This window comes from Ectothiorhodospira lacustris (assembly GCF_022227785.1).
GTDB classification, from domain to species: domain Bacteria; phylum Pseudomonadota; class Gammaproteobacteria; order Ectothiorhodospirales; family Ectothiorhodospiraceae; genus Ectothiorhodospira; species Ectothiorhodospira lacustris.
The window spans coordinates 16,796-41,613 of sequence record NZ_JAJNQM010000019.1 but is presented as its reverse complement, the minus strand read 5'-3'; the positions used below and the strand labels follow the sequence as shown (position 1 = coordinate 41,613).

General features: G+C 65.3%; 23 protein-coding genes, 1 tRNA gene and 1 pseudogene. 12 read left to right on the top strand and 13 right to left on the bottom strand.

The features are described 5' to 3' along the window. The 10 genes and pseudogenes from bchD to nifL all read right to left on the bottom strand — a co-directional run. Positions 1–837 (bottom strand): annotated as a pseudogene (bchD, locus tag LQ952_RS05710) (magnesium chelatase subunit D); the annotation flags it as partial. After that, complete coding sequence (bchI, locus tag LQ952_RS05705) at positions 834–1,859, bottom strand: magnesium chelatase ATPase subunit I (protein WP_238621693.1); 1,026 nt, start codon at positions 1,857–1,859, stop codon at positions 834–836. The gene bchI and the pseudogene bchD, both read right to left, overlap by 4 nt. Positions 1,860–2,193: 334 nt before the next feature. After that, entirely contained in the window at positions 2,194–2,664 is a 471-nt protein-coding gene (locus tag LQ952_RS05700) for a Dps family protein (protein WP_238621692.1), read from the bottom strand. A gap of 112 nt (positions 2,665–2,776) precedes the next feature. Next, the gene (folC, locus tag LQ952_RS05695; protein ID WP_238621691.1) at positions 2,777–4,081 is read right to left on the bottom strand and encodes a bifunctional tetrahydrofolate synthase/dihydrofolate synthase; all 1,305 of its coding nucleotides are present in this window, start codon (positions 4,079–4,081) and stop codon (positions 2,777–2,779) included. Next, positions 4,081–5,064, bottom strand: a complete 984-nt coding sequence (gene accD, locus LQ952_RS05690; RefSeq protein WP_238621690.1) for an acetyl-CoA carboxylase, carboxyltransferase subunit beta — start codon at positions 5,062–5,064, stop codon at positions 4,081–4,083. The genes folC and accD overlap by 1 nt, the downstream gene beginning before the upstream one ends. A gap of 42 nt (positions 5,065–5,106) precedes the next feature. Beyond that, positions 5,107–5,931 carry a tryptophan synthase subunit alpha gene (trpA, locus tag LQ952_RS05685; RefSeq protein ID WP_238621689.1) on the bottom strand — a complete coding sequence of 275 codons (825 nt, stop codon included), beginning with the start codon at positions 5,929–5,931 and terminating at the stop codon, positions 5,107–5,109. Continuing rightward, positions 5,928–7,148 carry a tryptophan synthase subunit beta gene (trpB, locus tag LQ952_RS05680; protein ID WP_238621695.1) on the bottom strand — a complete coding sequence of 407 codons (1,221 nt, stop codon included), beginning with the start codon at positions 7,146–7,148 and terminating at the stop codon, positions 5,928–5,930. The genes trpA and trpB overlap by 4 nt, the downstream gene beginning before the upstream one ends. Beyond that, complete coding sequence (locus tag LQ952_RS05675) at positions 7,135–7,767, bottom strand: phosphoribosylanthranilate isomerase (protein WP_238621688.1); 633 nt, start codon at positions 7,765–7,767, stop codon at positions 7,135–7,137. The genes trpB and LQ952_RS05675 overlap by 14 nt, the downstream gene beginning before the upstream one ends. 75 nt (positions 7,768–7,842) lie before the next feature. After that, positions 7,843–9,405 (bottom strand): nif-specific transcriptional activator NifA, encoded by a 1,563-nt coding sequence (nifA, locus tag LQ952_RS05670; protein WP_238621687.1) that lies wholly within the window; start codon positions 9,403–9,405, stop codon positions 7,843–7,845. Between the two features lie 20 nt (positions 9,406–9,425). Then, positions 9,426–11,003, bottom strand: a complete 1,578-nt coding sequence (gene nifL, locus LQ952_RS05665) for a nitrogen fixation negative regulator NifL (RefSeq protein WP_238621686.1) — start codon at positions 11,001–11,003, stop codon at positions 9,426–9,428. A gap of 290 nt (positions 11,004–11,293) precedes the next feature. Here nifL and rsxA point away from each other — a divergent pair, with 290 nt between their 5' ends. From rsxA to pufA, 12 genes are all read left to right on the top strand, one after another. Further along, a complete protein-coding gene (gene rsxA / locus LQ952_RS05660; protein WP_090207743.1) occupies positions 11,294–11,875 on the top strand; it encodes an electron transport complex subunit RsxA in 582 nt (193 codons plus the stop codon). Positions 11,876–11,896: 21 nt separating this feature from the next. Next, positions 11,897–12,436, top strand: coding sequence for an RnfABCDGE type electron transport complex subunit B (locus tag LQ952_RS05655; protein ID WP_238621685.1), 540 nt, complete (start codon positions 11,897–11,899; stop codon positions 12,434–12,436). 11 nt (positions 12,437–12,447) lie between these two features. Continuing rightward, positions 12,448–13,998, top strand: a complete 1,551-nt coding sequence (rsxC, locus tag LQ952_RS05650) for an electron transport complex subunit RsxC (RefSeq protein WP_238621684.1) — start codon at positions 12,448–12,450, stop codon at positions 13,996–13,998. Positions 13,999–14,001: 3 nt separating this feature from the next. Next, entirely contained in the window at positions 14,002–15,108 is a 1,107-nt protein-coding gene (locus LQ952_RS05645; RefSeq protein WP_238621683.1) for an RnfABCDGE type electron transport complex subunit D, read from the top strand. Beyond that, positions 15,105–15,773 (top strand): electron transport complex subunit RsxG, encoded by a 669-nt coding sequence (rsxG, locus tag LQ952_RS05640; protein ID WP_238621682.1) that lies wholly within the window; start codon positions 15,105–15,107, stop codon positions 15,771–15,773. The genes LQ952_RS05645 and rsxG overlap by 4 nt, the downstream gene beginning before the upstream one ends. Then, complete coding sequence (locus LQ952_RS05635; RefSeq protein WP_238621681.1) at positions 15,770–16,465, top strand: electron transport complex subunit E; 696 nt, start codon at positions 15,770–15,772, stop codon at positions 16,463–16,465. The genes rsxG and LQ952_RS05635 overlap by 4 nt, the downstream gene beginning before the upstream one ends. 30 nt (positions 16,466–16,495) lie before the next feature. Beyond that, complete coding sequence (locus LQ952_RS05630) at positions 16,496–16,762, top strand: RnfH family protein (protein WP_238621680.1); 267 nt, start codon at positions 16,496–16,498, stop codon at positions 16,760–16,762. Between the two features lie 312 nt (positions 16,763–17,074). Continuing rightward, entirely contained in the window at positions 17,075–18,154 is a 1,080-nt protein-coding gene (locus tag LQ952_RS05625) for an efflux RND transporter periplasmic adaptor subunit (RefSeq protein ID WP_238621679.1), read from the top strand. Beyond that, positions 18,142–21,321, top strand: coding sequence for an efflux RND transporter permease subunit (locus tag LQ952_RS05620; RefSeq protein WP_238621678.1), 3,180 nt, complete (start codon positions 18,142–18,144; stop codon positions 21,319–21,321). The genes LQ952_RS05625 and LQ952_RS05620 overlap by 13 nt, the downstream gene beginning before the upstream one ends. Positions 21,322–21,364: 43 nt before the next feature. Continuing rightward, a tRNA-Arg gene (locus LQ952_RS05615) sits at positions 21,365–21,441 on the top strand. Positions 21,442–21,749: 308 nt separating this feature from the next. Next, positions 21,750–21,908, top strand: a complete 159-nt coding sequence (pufB, locus tag LQ952_RS05610) for a light-harvesting antenna LH1, beta subunit (RefSeq protein WP_008933205.1) — start codon at positions 21,750–21,752, stop codon at positions 21,906–21,908. 81 nt (positions 21,909–21,989) lie between these two features. Beyond that, on the top strand, positions 21,990–22,163 hold the full coding sequence (gene pufA / locus LQ952_RS05605; protein WP_238621677.1) for a light-harvesting antenna LH1, alpha subunit: 174 nt from the start codon (positions 21,990–21,992) through the stop codon (positions 22,161–22,163). A 219-nt stretch (positions 22,164–22,382) separates the two neighbouring features. Here the strand turns inward: pufA and LQ952_RS05600 are convergent, their stop codons facing one another. From LQ952_RS05600 to LQ952_RS05590, 3 genes are read right to left on the bottom strand one after another with little or no spacing between them, the layout of a single operon-like run. Further along, positions 22,383–23,138 (bottom strand): aminodeoxychorismate lyase, encoded by a 756-nt coding sequence (locus tag LQ952_RS05600; protein WP_238621676.1) that lies wholly within the window; start codon positions 23,136–23,138, stop codon positions 22,383–22,385. Positions 23,139–23,159: 21 nt separating this feature from the next. Beyond that, positions 23,160–23,477, bottom strand: a complete 318-nt coding sequence (locus tag LQ952_RS05595; RefSeq protein ID WP_238621675.1) for an HPF/RaiA family ribosome-associated protein — start codon at positions 23,475–23,477, stop codon at positions 23,160–23,162. Positions 23,478–23,487: 10 nt separating this feature from the next. Beyond that, a complete protein-coding gene (locus tag LQ952_RS05590) occupies positions 23,488–24,642 on the bottom strand; it encodes a baeRF3 domain-containing protein (protein ID WP_238621674.1) in 1,155 nt (384 codons plus the stop codon). Positions 24,643–24,818: the final 176 nt, after the last annotated feature.

The following is a 24,818-nucleotide window of genomic DNA, read 5'->3' as shown; positions in this document are numbered from 1 at the left end:
CTCCGGCGGTGGCGCCTCCTCCTGCTGATCCTCCGGCGGCTCCATGGGCGGTAGTCGAGTGGCTCGCGGCGCCAGCACCAACCGCCCGGCCAGGGTGGCGTCTTCGTCGGAGACCTGGGTGCGGCCATCCAGGGCGGCGGCCGCACGGGCCACCCTCAGGGCCAGGAACGGGATGCGCAGGGAAGCGATCCCCAGCGCCATGGCGGCCCCGCACAGGGCCTCCAGCACCGAGTCTCCCGCTTCCACCTGAGGCAGCAGATTGCGGGCGGCAACGATGTCGTCCACGGTCCAGAAGGGCTCGTCCACATCCCGGATACCCACGGGCACGATATCCACCTGGAAGGCCAGCCGGTCGGTAAGCACCACCGGCACCACCTCGTCATCGGTGACACCTTCGTCCAGGGCCACTACCCCGAATCGGGTGGGCACCCGCAGACCCAGGCCGTCCCGCTCCAGCAGGACCTCATGGGAATCCATCACCGCGGCGATACGACCGGCGGTGGCCACGGTCAGGCGCTCAGCCATGGCCGCCACCGCGACACCACCGTCACATTCCGCCAGCAGCCCACGCTCGGCGATGGGCTTGCCGGCCTTGAGGGTCGCGGCCAGATCCAGCCCGCCCAGCAGACGGCCATCGGCGATGTGCAGCGGCAGACGGCGCATAGGAGAGGTCGACGGCAGCAGCTGACGCAGCTGTTCCAGCCAGCGTTCACGGACCGGGCCGGCGTGAGCACGCAGCACCAGACCACCGCAACCGGCCGGATCGACGGCAAACAGACCGGCCGCAATGGCGGCCGCCGCCCACGGTGTCAGTTCGGGTGCGCGCAGATCGGTCATGCGTCGAACATTTCCGCGATGGCCCGCTCCACACGCACCGTGGAACCCGCATCGTCCAACGGATTACGGCGCAGACGATGACGCAGGGCCGGCGGCGCGATACGCCGTAGATGCGCGTCGGTCACTTCCCTGTCACCCAGAAAGGCGGCCAGGCCGCGGGCGGCGCGGATCAGGGTCAGCTCGCCGCGCAGACCATCGGTACCCAGTTTCAGGCACAGCTGAGCGGCCCGCTCCAGGGCGGCATCGGGGACCACCACTTCAGGCAGCAGGGCACGACCGTCAACGATCTGCTTGCGCAGCTTGGCGTCATGGCGCTTCCACTTTTGGGTAAACCCTTCCGGGTCCTTCTCGAAGGCATCACGGCGACGCACCACTTCGATACGGGTGGGCAGGTCGGTGGGGGTGGTGATCTCGACGGACAGACCAAAGCGGTCCAGCAACTGGGGACGCAGTTCACCCTCTTCCGGGTTACCACTGCCGATGAGCACGAACTTGGCGGGGTGACGGATACTCAGGCCTTCACGCTCCACCACGTTCTCGCCGGAGGCGGCCACGTCCAGCAGCAGGTCCACCAAGTGGTCTTCCAGCAGGTTGACCTCGTCGATGTACAAGAAGCCGCGGTGGGCGCGGGCCAGCAGGCCCGGCTCGAAGGCCTTCTCACCCTGGGTGAGGGCCCGCTCCAGATCCAGGGCACCCACCACCCGGTCCTCGGTCACACCCAGGGGCATGTCCACCACGGGCACCGGCACCTTGCGGCTCTTGGGCTTGTCCTTGGCACCGGGGCCTTCACAGACGCCGCACAGGCCGGCCCGCTTTTCCGGAGCGCAGCCATAGGGGCAATTGACGACCGCCTCCATGGGGGGCAACAACGCAGCCAGTGCACGTACCGTGGTGGATTTACCCGTGCCTCGATCCCCGAATACCAGCACACCGCCGATACTGGAGTCGATGGCAGAGATGAGGAGGGCGAGTTTCATCTCGTCCTGCGCGACAATCGCTGAAAACGGAAACGTCAAAGCCATAGTCTGTCTGTTCTGCCTTAAGGTAGCGGCCGGGCAACCGCCGCAAGCGGCGCCCATGCCGGGATGAGGCTCCGCCCTGGCCCGGTCATGCACCGGGTCAACGCCGAGCGTTGAGAGATACCCCATATGGATCCCGGCCCAGCCGGCCCCGGGGACCCATTCCCAGATCAAGGGCGTAATGTTCCCCTAATTGGCACAAAAAGACAAAGGGCGATTGCCATGGAAATGACGCGGGAGGGGTGATGCGGAACTTTGAAGGAAAAAGAAGGGAAAATTCATGCCGACCGCACAAGCACCGGGTCCCTCGGCACGCCCGAGGGACCCGGGTGCGGTCTTACTTGTTCAGTGCACGCAACATCCAGGCGGTCTTTTCGTGGGTGCGCATGCGATCGGAGGCCAGCGCAGAGGTGGATTCGTCACCGGCTTCCTGGGAGAGCTTGAGCACGTCGCGGCAGGTCTTCACCACTTGCTCATGGCCTACGGTCAGCAGATCCACCATCTCCTTGGCGGGAGGCACGCCTTCCACTTCCTTGAGGCTGCTCAGGCGGGCGAATTCCTTGTAGGTTCCCGGCGCGGGCACGTCCAAGGCGCGGATGCGCTCGGCGATGTCATCCACGGCGGTGGCCAGTTCGGTGTAGTGCTCCTCGAACATCAGGTGCAGGTCACGGAACTGGGGACCCACCACGTTCCAGTGGAAATTGTGGGTCTGCAGATAGAGGGTGTAGGAATCGGCCAGCAGGCGCTTGAGGCCTTCGGCAATCTCGACTCTGTCCTGTTCTTTGATACCGATATCGATCTGGGTCACGGATTGTACTCCTGGTTGGTGTTGGTGGATTGGCCAGACATGGAAAAGACCTTGAAGGTGCCTGAAAATTCCGGCCGATATGGGCATATACCCAATCATAACCCATGATGGGTCAGCGTGGCGGACCGGAAAAATCCCCTTGAAGCACTTCGGCCACCGTATAGAAGGAGCCAAAAACGATTACCCGGTCTTCGGGTCCCGCCTCCGCCAGCGCCGCCTGACAGGCCTGGATCACCGACCCATGGGATTGCACCGGTTGCTGCGTCAGTGTCGCCAGGCAGGTTGCCAGTTGCGAAGCCCCCAGGGCGCGTTCCGTGCGGGGGGCCGCCACATGCCATCCGCGCATGACATCCAGCAAGGGCTGCACGATGCCGTGGACATCCTTGTCGGCCATCACGCCCATGACCGCCAGGGTACGGCCCCGGCAGGGCACGCCAAGCAAATTCATAGCCAGGCTTTCCGCGCCCTGGGGATTATGGGCCACATCCACCCACAGCGCCGGGGCTTCCTGGAGCAACTGAAAACGGCCGGGCAGGCGTGCTGCGGTCAATCCCTGACCGACCGCCTCCTGCGTCACGGGCAGGCGTTCACGCAAGGACAGCACCGCCGTGATCGCCGATGCGGCGTTGCGATACTGCACACCGCCGGACAGTGCGGGCGCAGGCAAACCCTCCAGGACCAGGCCCGCACCCCGATATTGCCATGTGTCCATGCGCAATCCGGTCAGCGGGGCAAAGTCCCGCCCGGCCAGCAACAGACGGGACCCGATCCGGGCGCCATGGGCCAGCAAGCGGCCGGGGGGATCGGCGTCACCGCAGACGGCGACCCGGCCCGGCCGGAAGATGCCGGCCTTTTCAAACCCGATGGACTCCCGATCATCCCCCAGAAAGGCCTGATGATCGATCCCCACGGCGGTGACCACAGCCACGTCCGCATCCAGGATATTGACCGCGTCCAGGCGCCCGCCCAGCCCCACTTCCAGCACCATCACGTCCACCCGTTCGCGGTGGAACAGCCACAGGGCGGCCAGGGTGCCGAATTCGAAATAGCTGAGACTGATCTCGCCCCGGGCCCGATCAATGGCCTCGAAGGCCTCACAGATGGGACTGTCCGGCACGGGCAGGCCGTCGATGCGGATGCGCTCGTTGTAATGGATCAGGTGGGGCGAGGTATAGCAGCCCACCCGATATCCCGCCGCCTGGTAAATAGCCTCCAGCATGGCCACCGTGGAGCCCTTCCCATTGGTCCCGCCGACGGTGATGACGGGGACGCCGGCAGGCCTGAGTTGCAGCCGATCGGCCACCTGGGCCACCCGGTCCAGGCCCAGGTCAATGGGCCGGGCATGGGCCTGTTCCTGCCAGGCCAGCCAAGCCGCCAACGTGGGGTGACGCGACCGGGCCATGGCCGGGGCGGTCATCAGCTACCCTGCCCCTGGGGCGAAGGCTGGGTACCCGTTTCACTACCGCCATCCGCCGCGCCATGGCCGCTCTCTGCCGCACCGCCCTCCGCCTGCTCTTCTTCCTCCACCGGTACAGGCACGTCCGGGGCGGGCTGATGGGTCAGCATGGCCAGCAGCTTGCCCAGGCGGGGCCGCATCTGCCGGCGATCGATGATGAGATCCACCGCCCCGTGTTCTACCAGGAACTCGGCCCGCTGGAAGCCTTCCGGCAAGGTCTCGCGCACGGTCTGCTTGATCACCCGGGGACCGGCAAACCCGATCAGGGCACCGGGTTCGGCGGCGTTGACATCACCCAGCATGGCCAGACTGGCGGACACGCCCCCCATGGTGGGGTCGGTCATGACGGAGATGAAGGGCAGCCCCTCTTCCTTCAGGCGCGCCAGGGCGGCGCTGGTCTTGGCCATCTGCATCAGGGAGAACAAGGCCTCCTGCATGCGGGCGCCGCCACTGGCGGAAAAGCAGACCATGGGGCAGCGGGCCTCAATGGCGGCATTGACGCCACGCACGAAGCGCTCGCCCACCACCGAGCCCATGGAGCCACCCATGAAATTGAAGTTGAAGGCCGCCGCCACCACCGGCATGCCGAACAGTTGGCCCTGCAGAACCAGCAGGGCATCCTTCTCGCCCGTGGTCTTCTGGGCCGCTACCAAGCGATCCTTGTAGCGCTTGCTGTCACGAAATTTCAGCATGTCCACCGGTTCGATCTGAGCACCGATCTCCCGGCGCTCGCCTTCGTCCAGAAAGGCCTCCAGGCGCCGCCGGGCATTGATGCGCATGTGGAAACCGCACTTTGGGCAGACCTCCAGATTACGCTCCACCTCGGGGCGATACAGGGTGGCGGAACAGCCGTCACAGCGCAGCCACAGGCCTTCGGGCACCGCCCGCTTGTTGGTGGCGTCGGTGCGGATCCGGGAAGGAACAAGTTTTTCAAACCAGCTCATGGGCGATCGTCAACGTTTTGATGAATGAATCGGGATCCCGGCTCAGGCTGGGGTCGTGGTGGTGGCCTGATCCATGGCGCGGCGCATGTCGGCCAGCACCTGGGCCACTTCGCGACGCCCGGCGGCGGGATCATCGACATTGGCCGCAATACGCTTGACCAGGACACTGCCCACCACCACGGCATCGGCGATCCGGGACACCTTGGCGGCAGCTTCGGCATCGCCGATACCAAAACCCACGCCCACCGGCAGCGCGGTCTGGCGACGGATCAGGGCCAGCTTCTCCGCCACGGCATCCACATCCAGGGTGGCCGCCCCGGTGACGCCCTTCAGGGAGACATAATAGACAAACCCGGCAGCCACTTCGCTCACGCTGCGAATGCGCCCCTCATGGCTGGTGGGCGCCAGCAGGAAGATGGGGTCAATACCGTGGCGCTTCAAGGCGCCGGCCAACTCCGCGCTCTCTTCCGGCGGCAGGTCCACGGTCAGCACACCGTCCACGCCGGCCCGGGCGGCATCTTCGGCCAGGGTCTCATAGCCCATGATCTCCACCGGATTGAGATAGCCCATGAGGACCACCGGGGTCTCGATGTTGTCGCGACGGAACTCACGCACCATCTCCAGCACCTTGCGCAGGCTGGTACGGTGTTTCAGGGCCCGCTCGCAGGCCTGCTGGATCACCGGGCCGTCGGCCATGGGGTCGGAAAAGGGCACCCCCAGTTCGATGATGTCGGCACCGGCGGTCACCATCTCGTGCATCAGGGGCACGGTGTTGCCCGGCTCCGGGTCACCGGCGGTGATATAGGGGATCAGGGCCTTTCGACCCCGGGCCTTAAGGGCTTCAAAACGGGCGGCGATGCGGCTCACAGTTCGATCCCCTCCAGACGGGCTACGGTATTGATGTCCTTGTCGCCCCGACCGGACAGATTGATGATGATGCCCTGCGCCGGGTCCAGGGTAGGCGCCAGCTTGAGGCCATAGGCAATGGCGTGACTGGATTCCAGGGCCGGGATGATGCCCTCGGTGCGGGTCAGGCGGTGGAAGGCCTCCATGGCCTCGCGGTCGGTGATGGGCACGTACTGCACCCGACCCACATCCTTGAGCCAGGCATGCTCGGGACCCACCCCCGGGTAATCCAGACCGGCGGAGACGGAGTGGGTCTCGATGATCTGACCGTCCTCGTCCTCCATCAGATAGGTGCGGTTGCCGTGCAGCACACCGGGCTTGCCGGCGCACAGGGGTGCGGAATGGCGCCCGGTGTCGATGCCGTCACCGGCGGCCTCCACACCGTACATGGCCACCCCCTCGTCGGCGAGGAACGGATGGAACAGACCGATGGCGTTGGAACCGCCGCCCACACAGGCCACCAGGGCATCGGGCAGCCGGCCTTCGGCCGCCTGGTACTGTTCGCGGGCCTCGCGGCCGATGATGGCCTGGAAATCCCGCACCATGGCGGGATAGGGATGGGGGCCGGCCACGGTGCCGATAATGTAGAAGGTGTTGTCCACGTGGGTGACCCAGTCCCGCATGGCCTCGTTGAGGGCATCCTTGAGGGTGCGGGAACCGGAGGTGACCGGCACCACCCGGGCACCCAAAAGGCGCATGCGATAGACGTTGGGGGCCTGGCGCTGGATGTCCTCGGCGCCCATGTAGACCACGCATTCCAGCCCCAGGCGGGCCGCCACGGTGGCGGTAGCCACGCCGTGCTGACCGGCGCCGGTCTCGGCGATGATGCGGGTCTTACCCATTCGCTTGGCCAGCAGGGCCTGGCCGATGGTGTTGTTCACCTTGTGGGCACCGGTGTGATTGAGGTCTTCCCGCTTGAGATAGACCCTGGCCCCACCCAGCTCCCGAGTCAGGCGCTCGGCCAAATAGAGGGGGCTGGGACGCCCCACGTAATGGGCCAGATCCCGGTCAAGCTCATCCAGGAACTGGGGATCCTGGAGATAACGCTGATAGGCCTCCTGCAACTCCAGCAGGGGTTCCATCAAGGTCTCGGAAACGAAACGGCCGCCATAGGGTCCGAAGTGCCCGCGGGCATCCGGGAAGGCGCGCCAGTCCGGCGTCTGTTCAGGCTTGATCACGGTCGACACGTACTACCTCGCTGATGAATCGGGTCATGCGTTCCGGGTCCTTCAGGCCCGGGGCCGACTCCACGCCGCTGCTCACGTCCACCGCCCAGGGGCAGGTCTGTTGCACGGCTGCGGCCACGTTGTCCGGATGGAGTCCACCGGCCAGGACCAGGGGGCGCGTTGCCCGGGTAGGCCAGTTGGACCAGTCGAAGGTCTTGCCGGTCCCGCCCACCTGGCCGGCGCCATGGCTGTCCAGCAGAAAGCCCAGAGCCCTGGGATGACGATCCATGTACTCGCCGACGGCCACAGGCTCGGCCATGGGGATGGCCTTGAGGTAGTCGTGGCCGAAGGACTCGCAGTAATCGGGGGGTTCGTCCCCATGGAACTGCAGCAGGTCCAGGCTGACCTGAGCCAGCACCTGGCGCACCCATTGGGCATCGGCATTCACGAACAGGCCGACCCGGGTGACGAACGGGGCTTCCACGGCGGCAATGGCGCGGGCCTGGTCCGGGGTGACAGCGCGCGGGCTGCGCGCGTAGAACACCAGCCCGAGGGCGTCCGCGCCCGCCTGCACGGCGGCCCGGGCGTCCTCAGGTCGGGTGATGCCGCAGATCTTGATACGGGTGCGCATGAAGGCCAGCCTGGTGAACCGAGTCGCCAAGCGTACCAGAAAAGGGAACGGGCATCAGCAGGTTGCCGGCCGGTCTCAGAACTGCTTGACGCGGATCTTCAGGGTCTGGATCCGATAGGCGATCTGGCGCGGGGTCATCCCCAGCAGACGGGCCGCCTTGGCCTGCACCCAGCCCGCCTGTTCCAGGGCGGCGATCACCCGCTCCCGCTCGTCCAGCTCCGGATCATCCAGATCCGTTTCCGGAGGCGGGGCGACGGCCTTGCGCGCCGACGGCAGCTTCTCTTCCAGCCCCGTGAGCTGGATCGCATCCAGATCGATACTTCCCGTCTCACTCATGATGGCCGCCCGTTCCAGGCAATTTTCCAGCTCACGCACGTTGCCCGGCCAGTCATGGCGCATCAGGGTGCGGATGGCACCATCGGTGATATCCAGGGGGCGCCCCTGCGCCCTGGCCAGCTTGCCCACCAGGAAACGGGCCAGATCCGGGATGTCCTCAGTGCGCTTGCGCAGGGCGGGCAGGAAGATGGGCATCACGTTGAGGCGGTAATACAGATCCTCGCGAAACTCCCCCTGCTCCACTTCGTCTTCCAGATTGCGGTTGGTGGCCGCCACCACCCGCACATCCACCTTGAGGGTACGGGTACCTCCTACCCGCTCAAACTCACCTTCCTGCAACACCCGAAGCAATTTGGCCTGAAAGGCCTGGGAGATCTCGCCGATCTCGTCCAGGAAGATGGTACCGCCGTCGGCCTGCTCGAAGCGCCCCTTGCGCTGGGCCACGGCACCGGTAAAGGCCCCCTTTTCGTGGCCGAACAACTCGCTTTCCAGCAGGTTATCCGGCAGGGCGGCGCAGTTGAGCTTGATGAAGGGACCATTGGCCCGGGAAGAATTGTAGTGGATGGCATTGGCGATCAATTCCTTGCCGGTGCCGGTCTCCCCCCGGATCAACACCGTGGTATGCCACTTGGCCACCTGACGCACCTGTTCGAACACCCGGCGCATCTCCCGGGAATGTCCCACCACGTTATCCAGGTGATACCCGCTGCGCACCTCCCGGCGCAGACGGTCCCGCTCATCGGTCAGCGCCTGGCGCTCCTTTTCCAGGTCCCAGGCACGGCGCACGGTCTGCGCCAACAGGTTGGCCACCATCTCCAGGAAACGGGCCCGCTCGGTGAGCAGCCCATCATCGGCAGCCGGCTGAGCGGCCAGCACCCCGATGGGAGCTTCGTCCCCCACCTGGATGGGCACGCCGATGAAGGGCAACTCCGGCACATACAGACGCAAGCGATCCAGAAACCGGGGCTCATCGGCGATACGTCGGATCACCAGGGTATCGCCCTCCTTGAGGATCGCCCCGACCACGCCCTCACCGGGACGGTAACGCACCTTTTCCAGTTGCTCACGATGGCCGGTGTGAGCGGCACCCACCATCAGTTCACCGCTGGAAGGGTCCAGCAGCGACACCATTCCCCGCTGCATGTCGGCGGCTTCGTGCAGTACGTGGAGTACGTCGGACAGGATCTCGTGAAGATCCGCCGAACGGCTGAGCACCTGACTCACCTGGTAGAGGGCGTCCAGCTGCATCTCCACCAAATCGGCGCGCTGCCCGCCATTCTCTCTTAAGGCTGAAGAAGACATTACCATGAGGCTTCCCTGGGTCAGTTCGGGTCTTGTCGTCGTGCGGCGGTGGGGAACTGCAGGCGGATACGGCAGCCTTCATGACAGCCGGGATCAATCTCGATCAGACCGGCATGCTGGTTGACCACTTCCTGGACCATGGGCAGGCCCATCCCGGCGCGACCGCCGGAACGGCCCTTGGTGCTGACAAAGGGCTCGAATACCCGCAAGCGCAGATGCTCGGGGATGCCCGGGCCGGAATCCTGGATGCTCACATGTACCGCATCGCCCCGGGACTCGGTGAGGATGCGGATCTCCCGGCGCCCGCCGGTGGCGCTGTCCATGGCGTCCAGGGCATTGTCCACCAGTTGCTTGAACATGCCCCGGAGCCGCCCCTCCCGGCCCAGCACACTGGGCAGTACCGGCGCCGGCTGCCAGTCCACCACCACCCCGGCGGCCAGCAGGCGCCGGGTGGACAACCCCAGCACCTCCCGCAACAGGGCATTGATGTTGACCGGGGCCAAGGGCTCATCCCGCTCCTCCGGCATAGAGTCTTCCAGGGTCTGCAAGGCCCGGCGCCCGGCGGCCAGGGCATCCTGGAGCACATTCAGCAAGGGATCGGTACCGCCCTCCCCCTGACGGCGACGCTCCAGCAGCTGGGCGGCGGCGGCAATCATGTTGACCGGGCCCTGCATCTGGTAGATGGCGCCTGCCAGGGTCTCGCGCATGCTCTCCACCAGCTCGCCCTCGGCGGTCAGGGCGCGCAGGGCATTCATGCGCATCTCTTCCTGCCGCCGGCGGATCTCGGTGACCTCCTTGGCCACCAGCACCAGATAATTGGCCTTACGTGCCTCGAAAAAGGAATCCGCGCTGGTGTCCCGTTCCTTGAACCAGGTACCGGAACAGGAAAACCAGCGGGGGGCTGCGCCGCCGCCCGGATCGAACTGCACCTCCCGGTCGACGAAGCCTTCCCCGGTGCTGCGGGCGGTCTCGAACGCATCGCCCATGCTCTCGGCCAGGGCGGTGAGAAATTCCCGGGCCGGCTCGCGCCCGCCCATGTCGCCGGTCAGTTTCTTGTATTCCTGGTTGTCCAGCACGACCTGACCGGCCTCATCCAGCAGGGCAATGGCCACCGGCTCCGCATCCACCACCGACTCGATCAGGGCCTTTTGATTGCGTACCTGCTGTTCCAGCTGATGCATCTCGGTCACATCCCGATGCATGCCCAGGTAATGGCTGAGCTGGCCCCGGGCATCCAGCACCGGGGCGATGCTCAGTTCCGCCAGATAGCGGCTGCCGTCCTTACGCCGGTTGACCAGCACCCCGGACCAGGGCTTGAGCTGACGCAACCGACCCCAGAGGGTCTCGTAGACCAACCCGGGGGTGTGACGGTCCGAAAGGATGGATTCATTACGCCCGATCACCTCGCCCACCCCGTAACCGGTCACCCGCTCGAAAGCCGGATTGGCGTAGAGGATGCTCGCCTTGGTGTCGGTGATGGAGATGGCCACCGAGGACTGCTCCACCGCTTCAAAGAACAGGCGCGCCGGCAGCATCCCCTCCGGGGTGCGGATGGTATCGGCCAGGCCCGCGACGGCGGGTTGATCGGGTTGGCTCATGGGGGTGTATCTCCCGGGTGAGTTGGGCTGGGTTCCTGACGAATATCCAGCAAAATCCGGGCCAGCAACAATGTCGGAGCTTTCCCCGGGATTGGGAGGGGTATGTCTTTGTCGGATTCCCCACAGAACCCGCCCTGCCCCACGCTCACTGTCACGATCCCCACAGGAAAATCCGCACCAGCACGGTGCAATCTCCCGCAAAACCCGTTGATTTGCGCACCTGAAACGCGCATTCACCAAGTGGCACACAAGATGCAGATTCTTCGACAACCGAACCGAAGGATCCGACCGTGACAGAGTTCATGCTGCTACTCGTGGGCACCGCCCTGGTCAACAACGTGGTGCTGGTGCAATTTCTGGGGCTGTGCCCCTTCATGGGTGTCTCCAACAAGCTGGACACCGCCCTGAGCATGGGGCTGGCCACCACCTTCGTGCTCACCCTGGCTTCCGTGGCGGGGTGGCTGCTGGAGTATTTCGTGCTGGCACCGCTGGACCTGGGCTTTTTGCGCATCCTGTCCTTCATCCTGGTGATCGCCGCCGTGGTGCAGTTCACCGAGATGGTCATCCGCAAGACCAGCGCCGCCCTTCATCAGGTGCTGGGGATCTTCCTGCCGCTCATCACCACCAACTGCGCCGTGCTGGGCGTGGCCCTGCTCAACGTGCAGGAGGGCCACGGCTTTTTGCAGAGCGTGACCTTCGGTCTGGGCGCGGCCCTGGGCTTCACTCTTGTGATGGTGATTTTTGCCGCCCTGCGGGAACGTCTGGCCATCAGCAACGTGCCGGCGGCCTTTGCCGGCGCCCCCATTGGCTTCATCGTCGCCGGCCTGTTGTCCCTGGCCTTCATGGGATTCGCCGGACTCAACTTCGCCTGACCGCGACAGGAGGTACTTCCGATGGAACCTTCCCTGCTTTCCGCCATTTTCATCCTCACCACCATGGGGTTGCTCCTGGGCTACGGCCTGGGCATGGCCGCCAAATACCTGAGGGTGGAAAAGGACCCGCTGGTTGACGAGATCGAGGCCATGCTGCCTGGGACCAACTGTGGTCAGTGCGGCCTGCCCGGTTGCCCCAGTGCCGCCCAGGCCCTGGCAAGCCGCACGGCTCCGGTGACCCTGTGTCCGCCGGGCGGCAAGCTCCTGGCCCAGCAACTGGCCGACAAGTTGGACATCACCGTGGACCTGTCTGCCATGGGCGAGGAAGTCCCCGCCTTTGCGGTGATCGATCCCGACCACTGCAACGGCTGCACCCGCTGCTACAAGGTCTGCGCCACCGACGCCATCATGGGTGCCAATCGGCAGATTCATACGGTCTTCACCGAGGCCTGCAACGGCTGCGGCAAATGCGTGGAGGTCTGTCCTACCCAGGGCCTGACCCTGGTGCCGGAAGCCCCCAGCCTGCGCCGCTGGCACTGGCCCAAACCCAAATCGGCCTGAAGGTGCTCCCCATGTTCTTTTTTATGCGCAAGCGGCCCGCGTTCAAGGGCGGCGTCCATCCCGATGACCGCAAACAGGCCACCAGCGGATTGCCGATCGAGCCCCTGCCCCTGCCGGCACGGCTCTATCTGCCGGTGCAGCAACATATCGGTGCCGCCGCGCGCCCGGTGGTCACCGCCGGCGACACCGTCCTTAAGGGCCAGATGATCGCCCGCGGCGACGGCGCCGTATCGGCGGCCGTGCATGCCCCCACCTCCGGACGGATCCTGGCGGTGGAACCCCATCCCGCGCCCCACCCCAGCGGCCTGCCGGTGGAGACCATCGTCATCGAGCCGGACGGCGAGGATCGCCGGCAGGAAGAGCCGGACCCGGAACATGCCCTGAATCTGGAACCGGAAATCATCGCCCAGCGGGTGGCCGAGGCCGGGGTGGTGGGCATGGGCGGGGCCACCTTTCCCGCCGCCATCAAGCTGAACCTGGGGTCCCGACATCACATCGACACCCTCATCATCAACGGCTCCGAATGCGAGCCCTACCTCACCTGCGATGACCGCCTGATGCGGGAACGTACCGATGAGGTGGTGGACGGCATTCGCATCATACGTCACGCCCTGGGGGCCAGACGGGCCCTGGTGGTGGTGGAGGACAACAAGCCCGAGGCCCTGGCCGCCCTGCAGGCACGCCTCTACGAGATGGACACCATCGAAGCCATGGCGGTGCCCACCCGTTATCCCATGGGTTCGGAAAAACACATGATCAAGGCGGTCACCGGCCGCGAGATCCCGGCCGGCAAGCTGGGGGCCGACATCGGCGTGATCGTCCACAATGTGGGCACCGCCTATGCGGTGCATCGGGCGGTGCGCATGCGCCGTCCACTGATTTCCCGCATCGTCACCGTCGGCGGCGGCGCAGTCCAGCGCCCCGCCAACCTGGAGGTCCTGCTGGGAACCCGGGTGGAGGACCTGCTCGCCCATTGCGGCGGCACCCGGCAACCGCCGGCCCGCCTGCTGATGGGCGGCCCCATGATGGGCCAGGTGATGCCCCACGCCCAGGTCCCCATCATCAAGGGCAGCAACGGGATCATCGCCCTCACCGCGGAAGAGATCAACATCGGGGAAACCATGCCCTGCATCCGCTGCGGACGCTGTGTGGCCGCCTGCCCCTGCGGGCTCATGCCCCTGGAGATGGCGGCAAGGATTCGCAAGGAGGACATGGACGGCGCCGTCGATTACGGCCTGATGGACTGCGTGGCCTGTGGCTCCTGTTCCTATGTCTGTCCCTCCCATATCCCACTGGTGCAGTACTTTCACCACGCCAAGGGCGTGCTGGGGGCCAGGCGGGAACAGCAGCGCCGCCAGGAAGAGATCAAGCGCCTGGCCCAGCAACGTCGGGAACGCCAGGAGGCGGAGGCCCGGGCCAAGGCCGAGGCGGCGGAACGGCGCAAGGCCGAGCGTGAGGCGGCCAAGCGCAAGGCCGACGAAGCCAAGGCGGCCCGCGCCGCCAAGGCCGCCGCCGCCAAGGAGACCCCCAAGACCCTCGCCGCCGATGAGGCAAAGGCCTAACCCATGACTCAGACCACCCCCGTCAGCGGACCCCACACCCATGCCCCCGGCAGCGTGGCCTGGAACATGGGCTGGGTCACCCTCGCCCTGCTCCCGGCCACCGCCTTCGGCGTCTACCTGTTCGGCTGGCCCGCCCTGAACCTGCTGCTCATCACCATCCTGGCCGCCGTCCTGTTCGAGGCCCTGTCCCTGCGCATTGCCAGGCGCCCGGTGTCGCCGTTCCTGATGGACGGTTCGGCCATCGTCACCGGCCTGCTGCTGGCCCTGACCCTGCCGCCGTGGGCGCCCTGGTGGATCGGCGTGCTGGGGGCGGCCTTTGCCATCATCGTCGGCAAGCATGTCTTCGGCGGCCTGGGACAGAACCTGTTCAATCCGGCCATGCTGGCGCGGGTGGCCCTGCTGGTGTCATTTCCCCTGGAGATGACCACCTGGATCACGCCTTCCCCTCTGTTTTCAGCGGGCGCCCCCGGCTTTCTGGAAGGGCTGGCCATCACCTTCGGCCTGACCGCCGTTCCCGACGCCGTCACCGGCGCCACCGTGCTGGGCGAGACCCAGACCGGCTTCAGCCGGGATCTGGGGCTGTCCGAGACCCTGCCCGGGGTCTACGCCCCGCTTCAGCAGGCCCTGGGCTTCGTACCCAGCAGCCTGGGTGAAGGCTCCGCCCTGCTGCTACTGGCGGGGGGGCTTCTGCTCATGGCCAGGCGCATCATCACCTGGGACATCCCCGTGGCCATGCTGGGCACCCTCGTGATCCTGTCCACCGTATTCATGCTCATCGACCCGGAACGCTATGCCGGACCCGGTCTGCACCTATTCTCCGGCGCCGCCATGCTGGTGGCCTTCTTCATCGTCACCGACCCGGTCACCTCGCCCAGTACCGTGGGGGGGCGGCTGTTGTTCGGCGCCGGATGCGGCTTGCTCATCTATGTCATCCGCACCTGGGGCGGCTATCCGGAAGGCGCGGCCTTTGCCGTGATTCTCATGAACGCCCTCACGCCCCTGATCGATCACTACCTGCGCCCCCGTACCTATGGCCGCACCCGGCGCGGGAAGCCCCTGCCGATGAAAAGTCCGGAAGCGACGGCACCGGCCCAGGAGAAACGCCCATGACCACCCTGGCACAACCCACCTATCGCAAGCGGGTCGGCTACCAGGCCACCCTGCTGGGGGGCATCGCCCTGCTGGCCAGCGCCGTGCTGGTGATTGCCGACCTGCAGACCCGGGACACCATCGCCGAGCGCCGCGCCGAGGACTTTCGCCGTACCCTGGAACAGGTCCTGCCCGCACAGATGCATGACAACCGCCCCCAGGAGGATACCCATACCCTGCGCATCGAAGACGGACGTTCCCTGGAGGTCTACCGGGCCAGGCAGGAGGGTCGGGTATCCGGCGTGGCCTTCCGGGTCCAGGGCCGGGGCTATGCCGGCCCCATCCATGTCCTCATGGGCGTGGATGCCGCCGGCGAGGTTCTGGGCGTGCGGGTCCTGCAGCACAAGGAAACCCCAGGGTTGGGCGACAAGATCGAGGTGAACCGTGATCCGTGGATCCTGTCCTTCGACGGCCTGAGCTTCGATGCCCTGCCCGCCCCCCGCTGGGCGGTGAAAAAGGATGGCGGCCCCTTCGACCAGTTCACCGGGGCCACCATCACCCCCCGGGCGGTGGTGAACGCGGTGCGGGACGGGCTGACCCTGTTCCATGCCCATCAGTCGGAACTGTTGCAACGGGCACCAGATGAGGCGCAGCCCGCACAGAACCTGCCGGAGACCGAGTCATGAGTCAGGCCAAGGCATTACTTGAAGACTATCGCCGTCTGTTCCGGGACGGTATCTGGGACAACAACGTGGTCATGGCCCAGATGCTGGCCCTCTGCCCGCTGCTGGCGGTCACGGGGACCGCCACCAACGGGCTGGGCATGGGCCTGGCCACCACCTTCGTCATGGTGGCCTCGGGGCTACTGGTTTCGATGTTTCGCACCATCATCACACCCGAGGTGCGGATTCCGGTATTCATCCTGTTGATCGCCAGTCTGGTGACCCTGGTGGACCTGGTGATGAACGCCTATCTTTACGAGATGCACAAGGCCCTGGGCCTGTTCATCCCCCTCATCGTCACCAACTGCGCCATCCTGGGGCGGGCCGAGTCCTTCGCCTCCCGGCAGCCGGTGCACCGGGCCATGGTGGACGGCCTGGCCATGGGGGTGGGGTTTACCGTGATCCTGGTGGTCCTTGGGGCCGTGCGCGAGATCCCCGGCAGCGGCACCCTGTTCGCCGATGCACAGCTGCTGCTGGGAGAAGGCTTTGCCTGGATGGAACTGACCCTGATTCCCGATTACCGGGGCTTTTTGCTCATGATCCTGCCCCCCGGCGCCTTCCTGGCCCTGGGTTTCATCCTGGCGGGCAAGCGGGTGCTGGATGCTCGGTTGGCGGCACGGACCGCCCCGGCGGCAGCAGCTCCGGCCACATCCTGATGACATGACGGGCTTGAGAGGAATAGATTCATGAAAGTCGGCGTAGCCTACAGTAAACCCGACGGCCAGGCCTGGCTGCAGGTGGAGTTGCCGGAAGGGGCCACCGTGCAGCAGGCCATTGAGCAGTCCGGCATCCTCAAGCGGTTCCCGGACATCGACCTGGACACCCAGAAGGTGGGCATCTACGGCAAATTCTGCAAGCTGGACAACCTGGTGCAGGAAGGAGACCGGGTGGAGATCTACCGTCCCATCACCGTGGATCTGTCCGATGGTGACGACGATGATGATGATGATTGAGCTGGCCAGCACCCATCTTAATCGTCATCCCCGCGAAAGCAGGCATCCGGACCACCACCCTGAGGCACCGGGGAAAGTGAATCGTCATTCCCGCGCAGGCGGGAATCCAGTGTAAAACTGGGCTCCCGCTTTCTCGGGAGTGGGAGTGACGGTGGCCGGGAGAGCACCCCCAAGGACTGGGCATTCTTCCGGTGCGGATCCCCGCATACATATCAGCAGCGTCACCGGCACCAGCGCCGGGGCAATGAACGCCGTGGTCATGACCGACGGGCTTGCATCCGGGACGAAAACGGTTCTCAATATTGACCCGTCATGCCCTTACGCCCATTCACAGCCTCGAAATACCGCTGCCTTTCCCTCCTGCTGCTGGCCGCCACCCTGTCGGCAATCGGCTGCGGAGGCGATACCCCGGCATCGAACGATGCCCCACGGGTCGAACGCGGGGCGCCCATCGCCGCCATGGAAGTCCAGCCTCGGGATCTGTCCCGCAGCCTGTCCCTGTCGGCCACCGTAGAACCCAGGGTGGTGATCCGGCTGGCCAGCCGCACCAGCGGCACCATCGACCGCATCACCGTGGAGGCCGGCGACCGGGTGCGGCAGGGAGACCTGCTGCTGGCACTGGATCTGTCGGAACACCAGGCCGAACTGGCCCGGGCCGGGGCCGAGGAGGAAGAGGCCACCCTGGACTATCGCCGCGCCCGGGAGCTGCGGAGCAGCGGCGTGGTGAGTGACGCCGATTACCAGCGCGCCCGGGTGGCCCTGCACATCAGCCGCAGCCAGCGGGAGCTGTGGGAGACCCGGGTGGCCTACGGACGGGTCACCGCCCCCCTGGATGCCGTGGTCACCGCCCGCCATGTGGAACCCGGCGAGGCGGTGGAGGCCCAGGACACCCTGTTCGAGCTGGCCGCCCTGGACGAACTGGTGATGCGGCCCGGGGTTTCCGAAATGGACGTGATCCACCTGAGCGTCGGCCAGACACTGCCCATCCGCTTGGATGCCCTGCCGGAACGGGTCCTTGAAGGCCGTATCCGGCGCATCTTCCCCATGGCCGATGCCGCCAGCCGCCTGGTCACCGTGGAAGTGGCCCTGCCGGCATCGGCCTCGACCGGCGGCGTGCGTCCGGGCTTTCTGGGCCGCATCCAGACCCCCATCGATCCCCGCCCCGAGGCCCTGGCGGTGCCCGCCGCCGCCATCGGCGAAGACAGCGAGGGACGTTATCTCTATGTGATTGAGGAAGAGCACCTGGTACGGCGCACCGTGGACATTGGCGTGACCCGAGGACCCTGGACCGAGATCCTGAAGGGCCTGACCCCCGGTGACATCATCCTGGCCACCAACCCCATCGACATGCGCGAGGGCCAGCGGGTACGGATCGTCGGATGGCGCGGCTGAGCCTGTCCAACCTGGCCATCCGACGGCCGGTGGGCACCCTGGCTATCGCCTCGGTGGTCTTCGTGCTGGGGCTGTTCTTCGTCGACCGTCTCCCCATCGACCTGCTGCCCGGCATCGAATACCCCCACATCCGCGTCACCGTGAACTACCCCGGCGTGGCCCCGGAGGTGATGGAGCAGCAGGTCACCCGAGTGCTGGAACGCAACCTGGCGGCCACGGAAAACCTCACCCGCATCGACAGCCGGGCCTCGGAAGGACGCACCAACGTCAATCTGACGTTCGAGTACGGCACCAACCTGGACCTGGCTCTGCAGGATGCCTCCCGTTATCTGGAACTGGCTCGCACCCAGTTGCCGCCGGACATCGAACCCCCGCGTCTGTACAAGTTCGATCCCTCCCAGGACCCGGTCTGGATCGCCGGCTTCAGCTCCACCCTACGCTCCGAAGTGGAGGTGCGGGACTGGGTGGAACATCGTCTGGCTCCCCAGCTCCTGGCCATCCACGGGGTCTCCGGCGTCACCGCCGCCGGCGGCATGGTCAGGGAGATGGAGATCATCGTGGACCAGGCCCGACTGCGTTCCTACGGTCTTACCCTAACCGACCTGACCACCACCCTGGCGGCCGAGAACGTGGACATCGCTTCAGGCTGGATCACCGGTAGCAGCTTCGACGTCATGGCCAAGACCGACGGCCTGTTCCGCGACGTGGAGGACATCGAGAACGTCCTCATCGATCTGCCCGGCGGCCAGGGGCGGCACATCCGCCTGTCCGAGGTGGCCATGGTGCGGGACGGTCACCGGGAACAGCGGCTGTTCGTGCGCCTGAACGGCACCCCCGCCGCCCAGATCACCGTATTCAAGCTGCCCCAGGCCAACACCGTGGAGGTGGTGGACCACATCCAGGCCACCCTGGCACGGCTGGAGCGATCCGGCTTCATCCCCGAGGATATTCGCTACCAGGTCGTGGGCAATCCCGCCTTCTTCATCCGCGGCGCCATCACCAGCGTGGCCACGGCGGCCATCCTCGGCGGCGTGTTGGCCATGCTTGTGGTGCTGCTGTTCCTGGGCAGCCTGCGCAAGGGCTTTATCATCGGTCTGTCCATCCCGATTGCCATCATGGCCGCCTTCGCCCTTATGGGGGCCAGCGGTCTGACCCTGAACATCATCAGCCTGGGCGGGCTGGCCCTGGGGGTGGGTCTGCTGGTGGACAATGCCATCGTCATGCTGGAGAACATCTACCGCCACCGGGAACAGTTCGGCAAATCCCCCCTGGATGCCGCCCACGACGGCGCCCGCGAGGTGGTCTCGGCCATCACCGCCTCCACCTTCACCAGCCTGGCCGCCGTGTTGCCCTTCCTGCTCATCACCGGCCTGGCAGCCCTGGTATTCCGGGAACTGATCCTCACCCTATCGTTTGCCATCATCGCCACCCTGGCGGCGGCACTCACCCTGGTGCCCATGCTGGCGGCCCTGCTGAGCCGCATCGAATTCCACAGCGGCCTGGAACAGAGCCCGCCCCTGCGATACTTCAACCGGGGGATCGATCGGCTACGACACGGCTACCGCCGCCGACTCCCCCGGCTGCTCAGGCTGCGCTGGGCGGTGCTGGCCCTGGCCGCCCTGGGACTGGCGGGCAGCATCCACATTGCCGGTCAGCTGGGCAATGAGTTCCTGCCCCAGGTGGATGACGGCAACGTGGGGGTCCGCATGGTTTTGCCTCCCGGCACCCCGCCCCTGGAGACCGATGCCGCCGTGCGCCGCATCGAGGCCCTGCTCCAGGAACTGCCCCACGTGGAGACCGTGTTCAGCATGGTGGGCGGCCACCTGAGCGGCGGCATCATCAACGAGCGCCCGGGCACCGCCAATCTGCGGGTGCAGCTCACGCCGGCCCGCGGCCGACCCGACCTGCCCGCCGGCCAATGGGTGGCCATGGCCCAGGATGCCCTCAACCGGCTGGACCTGCCCGGTGCGCGCATCAGCGTGAGACCGCCCGCCATCCAGGGCCTGCGGTTGACCGCCGGGGATGCGGACCTGTCCATCGGCATCGTCGGGGAGGACCTGGACCAGCTCCAGCGCCTGGCCCAGGAGATCAGCGCCCGCCTGGAGGGGATCCCTGGCCTGGAAGGGGTGGAGGTGGGCCGGGAGGACCGCAGCCCCCTGCTGCGGATCCGGGTGGACCGGGAACGGGCCGCGGACCTGGGCCTGCGGGTCGCGGACGTGGGCCGGGCCATCCGCGACGCGGTGGACGGGGCCGTGCCCACCCGTTTCCTGACCCGGAACCAGGAATACGACGTCCGCGTGCGCCTGCCCCGAGAACAGGTGGCGGACACCGAGGCCCTGGGCGGCCTGCTGCTGTTCCGGGCCGGCGGCGAACCCATCCTGCTGCGGGACATCGCCCGCTTCGAACTGGGAGAAGGACCGGCCCACATCGAACGGGAAAACCAGACTCGCATCGCCCGGGTCAACGGCGACATCAATACCGCCGTCGCCGATATCGGCACGGTCATGACCGCGGTGGAATCCCGCCTGTCGGATCTGGACCTGCCTGACGACTACAGCCTGATCTTCTCCGGCCAGTGGGAGACCATCCAAGAGACCCGGCGGGAACTGCTCACGGTGGTCCTGCTGGCGGTGTTCCTGGTCTTCGTAGTGCTGGCGGTCCAGTATGAGCGCCTGAGCAACCCCCTGGTGATCCTGGCCGCCGCGCCCCTGTCCCTGATGGGTGTGGTGGGCATGCTGTGGCTGACCCAGACCTCGCTTTCCGCACCGGTGCTGATCGGCGTGGTCCTGCTCATCGGCATCGTGGTGAACAACGCCATCCTGCTGGTGGAATACATCGAGATCGGGCAACGGGAACAGGACCTGGGCATGGCCCGGGCGGTGGTCCGTGCCGGCGGTGTGCGGCTGCGGCCCATCCTCATGACCACCTCCACCACCGTCCTGGGTATGACCCCGCTGGCCGTCGGCATCGGCCAGGGCACGGAGATCATGCAACCCCTGGCCCTGACCGTGATCGGCGGCCTGCTGGTCTCCATGCTGCTCACCCTGCTGGTGGTCCCCTGCCTGTACCTGATCCTGGCGGGCAACGCCCTGCGCCTGAAACAGGCCCTGACCGGGCAAAACCCGTCAACCATAAAAAGTTTCACGGCCCCGCAAAAAACCCCTTGACACCCCCCAACCTCGTCCATAGAATGCGCGCTTCAGTTGTTCAGCGCCCGTAGCTCAGTTGGATAGAGTACCTGGCTACGAACCAGGTGGTCGGAGGTTCGAATCCTTCCGGGCGCGCCATATAGATCAAAGGCTTAGCATCATTCAGGTGCTAAGCCTTTTTTCGTTTTCGGCCAAAAGCCGAAAACTGCCCTCACGCTTACCCCCATCCCCGCATCACCCGCCCACGGCCGGTTGACCGCCCGCCCCCCCCCGACGCTGGAACAGCAAAGCCACCGCTCCCGGATGGCTTTGACCCGATTTTGGATTTTACTTGTGCTAGATCACGATCGTGGAACTTGTCGTAGTGTACTGTTCGTTGCGACCTACATGATCGCGTCCAATCAACGCGGTGTTTGCCAATACGTCCTCATTTGGAGGGAATTTAAATGGTTGATGAAACGAAAGGTTCACTCTCGGGGCTCAGCGAAGATGAGGCCATGGAGTTTCATGGTGTCTTCATGACCAGCATGATGGGTTTTCTGGCGGTTGCCGCCGTCGCCCACGTTCTGGCCTGGATGTGGCGTCCCTGGGGTGTGGCTTGGTAAGACTTTTCGCCTGAACGGCGAATCAAGTCTCAAGTTGTACTTTAGGCAAAGCAGTTTCTTTCCGATATAGGAGATTTCAATATGTGGCGTACTTGGCTGCTGTTCGATCCACGCAGAGCGCTGGTTGCCCTGTTTACGTTCCTGGCCGTACTGGCTCTTCTGATCCACTTCATCCTGTTGAGCACCGAGCGCTTCAACTGGATGCACAGCGCCTCCCTGATCGATACGACTGAGCAAGTCGCAGTACAGGCTTAGACAAATAATTTCAGCCTGGCCTGAAATCGTCTGATGCCTACGCTTCCGAGCGGGATGGCTGTGCAATTTGCATCCCGCTTGGTAGCTGCGCTAGTGCGTCAGTGATTTCGAAGCATGAATATTCACAGCCTGCCCCCAGTCATCCAGCTATAAGCCACTTAGCCAGCGGCTGAGCTGACCATGTGCAATGCCCCCCGACCCGACCCTGTCACAACCCACCTAGTCATCGGCTGTCGTTCTCACAACGTGTGGATCGATTCCTTGAGCAGGCAACGCCTCTCGCGCTGAGCGCGGCGACCAGGCACTGAGATCGCCGGTAACATTCAGCACCCGAAAACGCACGAAGATTGACTCCGAGAACCAATCCTCCTGACGTGCTGCACGCAGGGTGCGATGGTGCGGGCTCTCGTGGTAGGCGAAGGCGCGCATCTGCTCGGCATCCTGCCACAGGCTGAAGGTGGCCAGCGTGCGCACCGGCCCCTCACCAAAACCGATATGGAACCGGCAACCAGGGGTTTGGCGCAGGTGCCGGCGGATCGCCGGCACGGCGCGCCAGAAGGACCGCAGCCGGTTGTTACGCACGCGTGCGTGGGTAAGGACCGCGACTGGCCCACCCGTTGCACGCTCGCCGCTGTACTCGAACGGCTCGCGCCCATCCCAAGTGCCGTGACCCGAGATCGGCTGCAGTTCGATATGCAGTTGTGCTTGACTGGGTGCGGCGATGCGCTGATAGAAACGACTTTGCCGTAGACGCTGATCATCGGCAGGATCGGGTAGCCCGCTTAACAGGCAGTAGGTGCGCGGATCGGGCAGGATCGAAAAGCCATCGCCGCCGCCGCAGCCCATGAGTCGGATATCGCCAACGGGCACATCCGGGCCGATGAACAGGCGGCGAAAACCCATAAAGAGGAAGGCGACCGGACTGTAGCCGAGCGGATAACGGAAAAAGCTGAAGATGACGCGATCGGTCGACATGTGGGGGGGCGCCGTGGGTGTTCAGCGCTTATTCAGCCGTCCGAAGGTGCTGTCCAGGGAACGCCTCATCTTGTGTACTGCACCGTCGACAGCCTGCTCCACGGTCGGCGCTGCATCGGTCACGGCGACGGGCTGGCGGCCTTTGAGCCTGGCTTCCAACAGGCAGCGCATGTCGGAGCCGCCGGATTTCTTGTCGCTGTTCTCGTCGCTGAGGTGAACTTCCAGACGCGTCACCTGATCCGCAAAGCGCTCCAGCACCTCTGTGAGCGTGGTTTCGATCCACTCCATCAGCGTATTGGAATGACTGACGTTGTCATCGGTATTGATTTGAATGAGCATGTCACGTGCCTCAGTAGCGATAGATTGCGGCGATTCCCGTTTCAGTCGACATCCGTTCCGGCGGCACGACGACCACCTCTCCACCCATCTTGAGCACTACTGAGCCCAAGTCGTCGAGCACATCGTCAAGTTCCGGGTGGGAGAGGTCATCGAATTCAAGCTCCCCGGTCGACCCATCGACCCGACCGGGGATTTCCCGGCGCGCTTCAATCAGCAGGGTAGCCACGCGCCCGCCCACGGCGGCCCGGGCCACTTCTGCCAGGTCGTCGGCGGCGAGGCCCTTGGACTTGTGACTGCCGAAAGTCTCCACCAGCCCCGCCAGACGCGCGAGGTAGCGGGGCTCAATGGTTTGCCAGACCCGCTCGCGAAACTCGTCGGTCGATGCGAGCGCATCCGGATGCACGTCCAGGCTCTCGGAAATCAGACAAGGGTTGTGGCTGAGCTTGTGGAACATGTGATGGTGCTCCGGCAGGGCGGCGAGAATCAATGGCAGGCCGGAGGGCTTGGAATGGTGTTCGAGGACCGCCCGATCGACAACACGAAAGAATCGCTCCGCGTCATGATCCAGTTCGTCTTTTCTGCCGCCATGACCATGGTGCATGGGGGCCTGGCCGCCGCCGGTGCCGCCGTAGGCCGAGACCGTCTGGCGGGGATCAGAGAGTTCTTCACCGAGCGCCTCGGTGATCGTCCGCGGCACGCCATCGGCGGGCGCGATCTCGTCCAGGGCATCGCGGTTCCCCTCGAACAATCTCATCTCGTGCCGGTTCAAAGCCAGTACCTGGTACCGATCTGCTGATTGCAGGATGCGCAGCAAGGGCTTGGTGTGGAAGCTGTCCGCCACCACCGCCAGTTCGGCGACGGGGCGCTGGAGCTTGTAGACCCGCAACATATTTTTGTCACGCAACACTGCCAGTCCGTCGAAAGTGCAGTTCCAGAAGTCGTGATCTTCAGCGAGGGCCAGCATGGGTTCGAGCAAGGGCTGGATCTCGTCGCACTCAAACTTTTGCCGCAGGGATTCCTCCAGCACTTTCACCAGATTCTTGAAGCGTATCGGATCCTGCTGATTGTCCGGATGATTTCGGTGCGTCGGTTGAAAAAGCGAAAGGCAAGGCGGACCACATTCATCCCATAGCCCCGCGGCGGCGTCTTGGTTGACACTGTTCATTAGCATCCTGAAATCCTCCAACATGGCGCATGATCGGTATAGCACGTCAGCCCGAGCATTGATGTGCGGTATCGCGCTTAGTGCCAAGGTCGAACACGGCGTCCACCAACTCGGGCGTGATGCTGAGCTGGGGCTGGAAGGCCGGGTGGCCGCGGGTGATTGCTCACCCGCGGCCA

Excerpts from the sequence above, each read along its gene's own strand:
- LQ952_RS05590 (WP_238621674.1), bottom strand. The coding sequence starts at position 24,642 with ATGAACAGTGTCAACCAAGACGCCGCCGCGGGGCTATGGGATGAATGT.
- LQ952_RS05675 (WP_238621688.1), bottom strand. The coding sequence starts at position 7,767 with ATGCGCACCCGTATCAAGATCTGCGGCATCACCCGACCTGAGGACGCC.
- LQ952_RS05655 (WP_238621685.1), top strand. The coding sequence starts at position 11,897 with ATGGAACCTTCCCTGCTTTCCGCCATTTTCATCCTCACCACCATGGGG.
- bchI (WP_238621693.1), bottom strand. The coding sequence starts at position 1,859 with ATGGCTTTGACGTTTCCGTTTTCAGCGATTGTCGCGCAGGACGAGATG.
- folC (WP_238621691.1), bottom strand. The coding sequence starts at position 4,081 with ATGACCGCCCCGGCCATGGCCCGGTCGCGTCACCCCACGTTGGCGGCT.
- accD (WP_238621690.1), bottom strand. The coding sequence starts at position 5,064 with ATGAGCTGGTTTGAAAAACTTGTTCCTTCCCGGATCCGCACCGACGCC.
- LQ952_RS05645 (WP_238621683.1), top strand. The coding sequence starts at position 14,002 with ATGACTCAGACCACCCCCGTCAGCGGACCCCACACCCATGCCCCCGGC.
- rsxG (WP_238621682.1), top strand. The coding sequence starts at position 15,105 with ATGACCACCCTGGCACAACCCACCTATCGCAAGCGGGTCGGCTACCAG.
- nifL (WP_238621686.1), bottom strand. The coding sequence starts at position 11,003 with ATGAGCCAACCCGATCAACCCGCCGTCGCGGGCCTGGCCGATACCATC.
- LQ952_RS05630 (WP_238621680.1), top strand. The coding sequence starts at position 16,496 with ATGAAAGTCGGCGTAGCCTACAGTAAACCCGACGGCCAGGCCTGGCTG.
- pufB (WP_008933205.1), top strand. The coding sequence starts at position 21,750 with ATGGTTGATGAAACGAAAGGTTCACTCTCGGGGCTCAGCGAAGATGAG.
- LQ952_RS05600 (WP_238621676.1), bottom strand. The coding sequence starts at position 23,138 with ATGTCGACCGATCGCGTCATCTTCAGCTTTTTCCGTTATCCGCTCGGC.
- nifA (WP_238621687.1), bottom strand. The coding sequence starts at position 9,405 with ATGTCTTCTTCAGCCTTAAGAGAGAATGGCGGGCAGCGCGCCGATTTG.
- LQ952_RS05620 (WP_238621678.1), top strand. The coding sequence starts at position 18,142 with ATGGCGCGGCTGAGCCTGTCCAACCTGGCCATCCGACGGCCGGTGGGC.
- pufA (WP_238621677.1), top strand. The coding sequence starts at position 21,990 with ATGTGGCGTACTTGGCTGCTGTTCGATCCACGCAGAGCGCTGGTTGCC.
- LQ952_RS05625 (WP_238621679.1), top strand. The coding sequence starts at position 17,075 with ATGCCCTTACGCCCATTCACAGCCTCGAAATACCGCTGCCTTTCCCTC.
- LQ952_RS05595 (WP_238621675.1), bottom strand. The coding sequence starts at position 23,477 with ATGCTCATTCAAATCAATACCGATGACAACGTCAGTCATTCCAATACG.
- LQ952_RS05635 (WP_238621681.1), top strand. The coding sequence starts at position 15,770 with ATGAGTCAGGCCAAGGCATTACTTGAAGACTATCGCCGTCTGTTCCGG.
- rsxC (WP_238621684.1), top strand. The coding sequence starts at position 12,448 with ATGTTCTTTTTTATGCGCAAGCGGCCCGCGTTCAAGGGCGGCGTCCAT.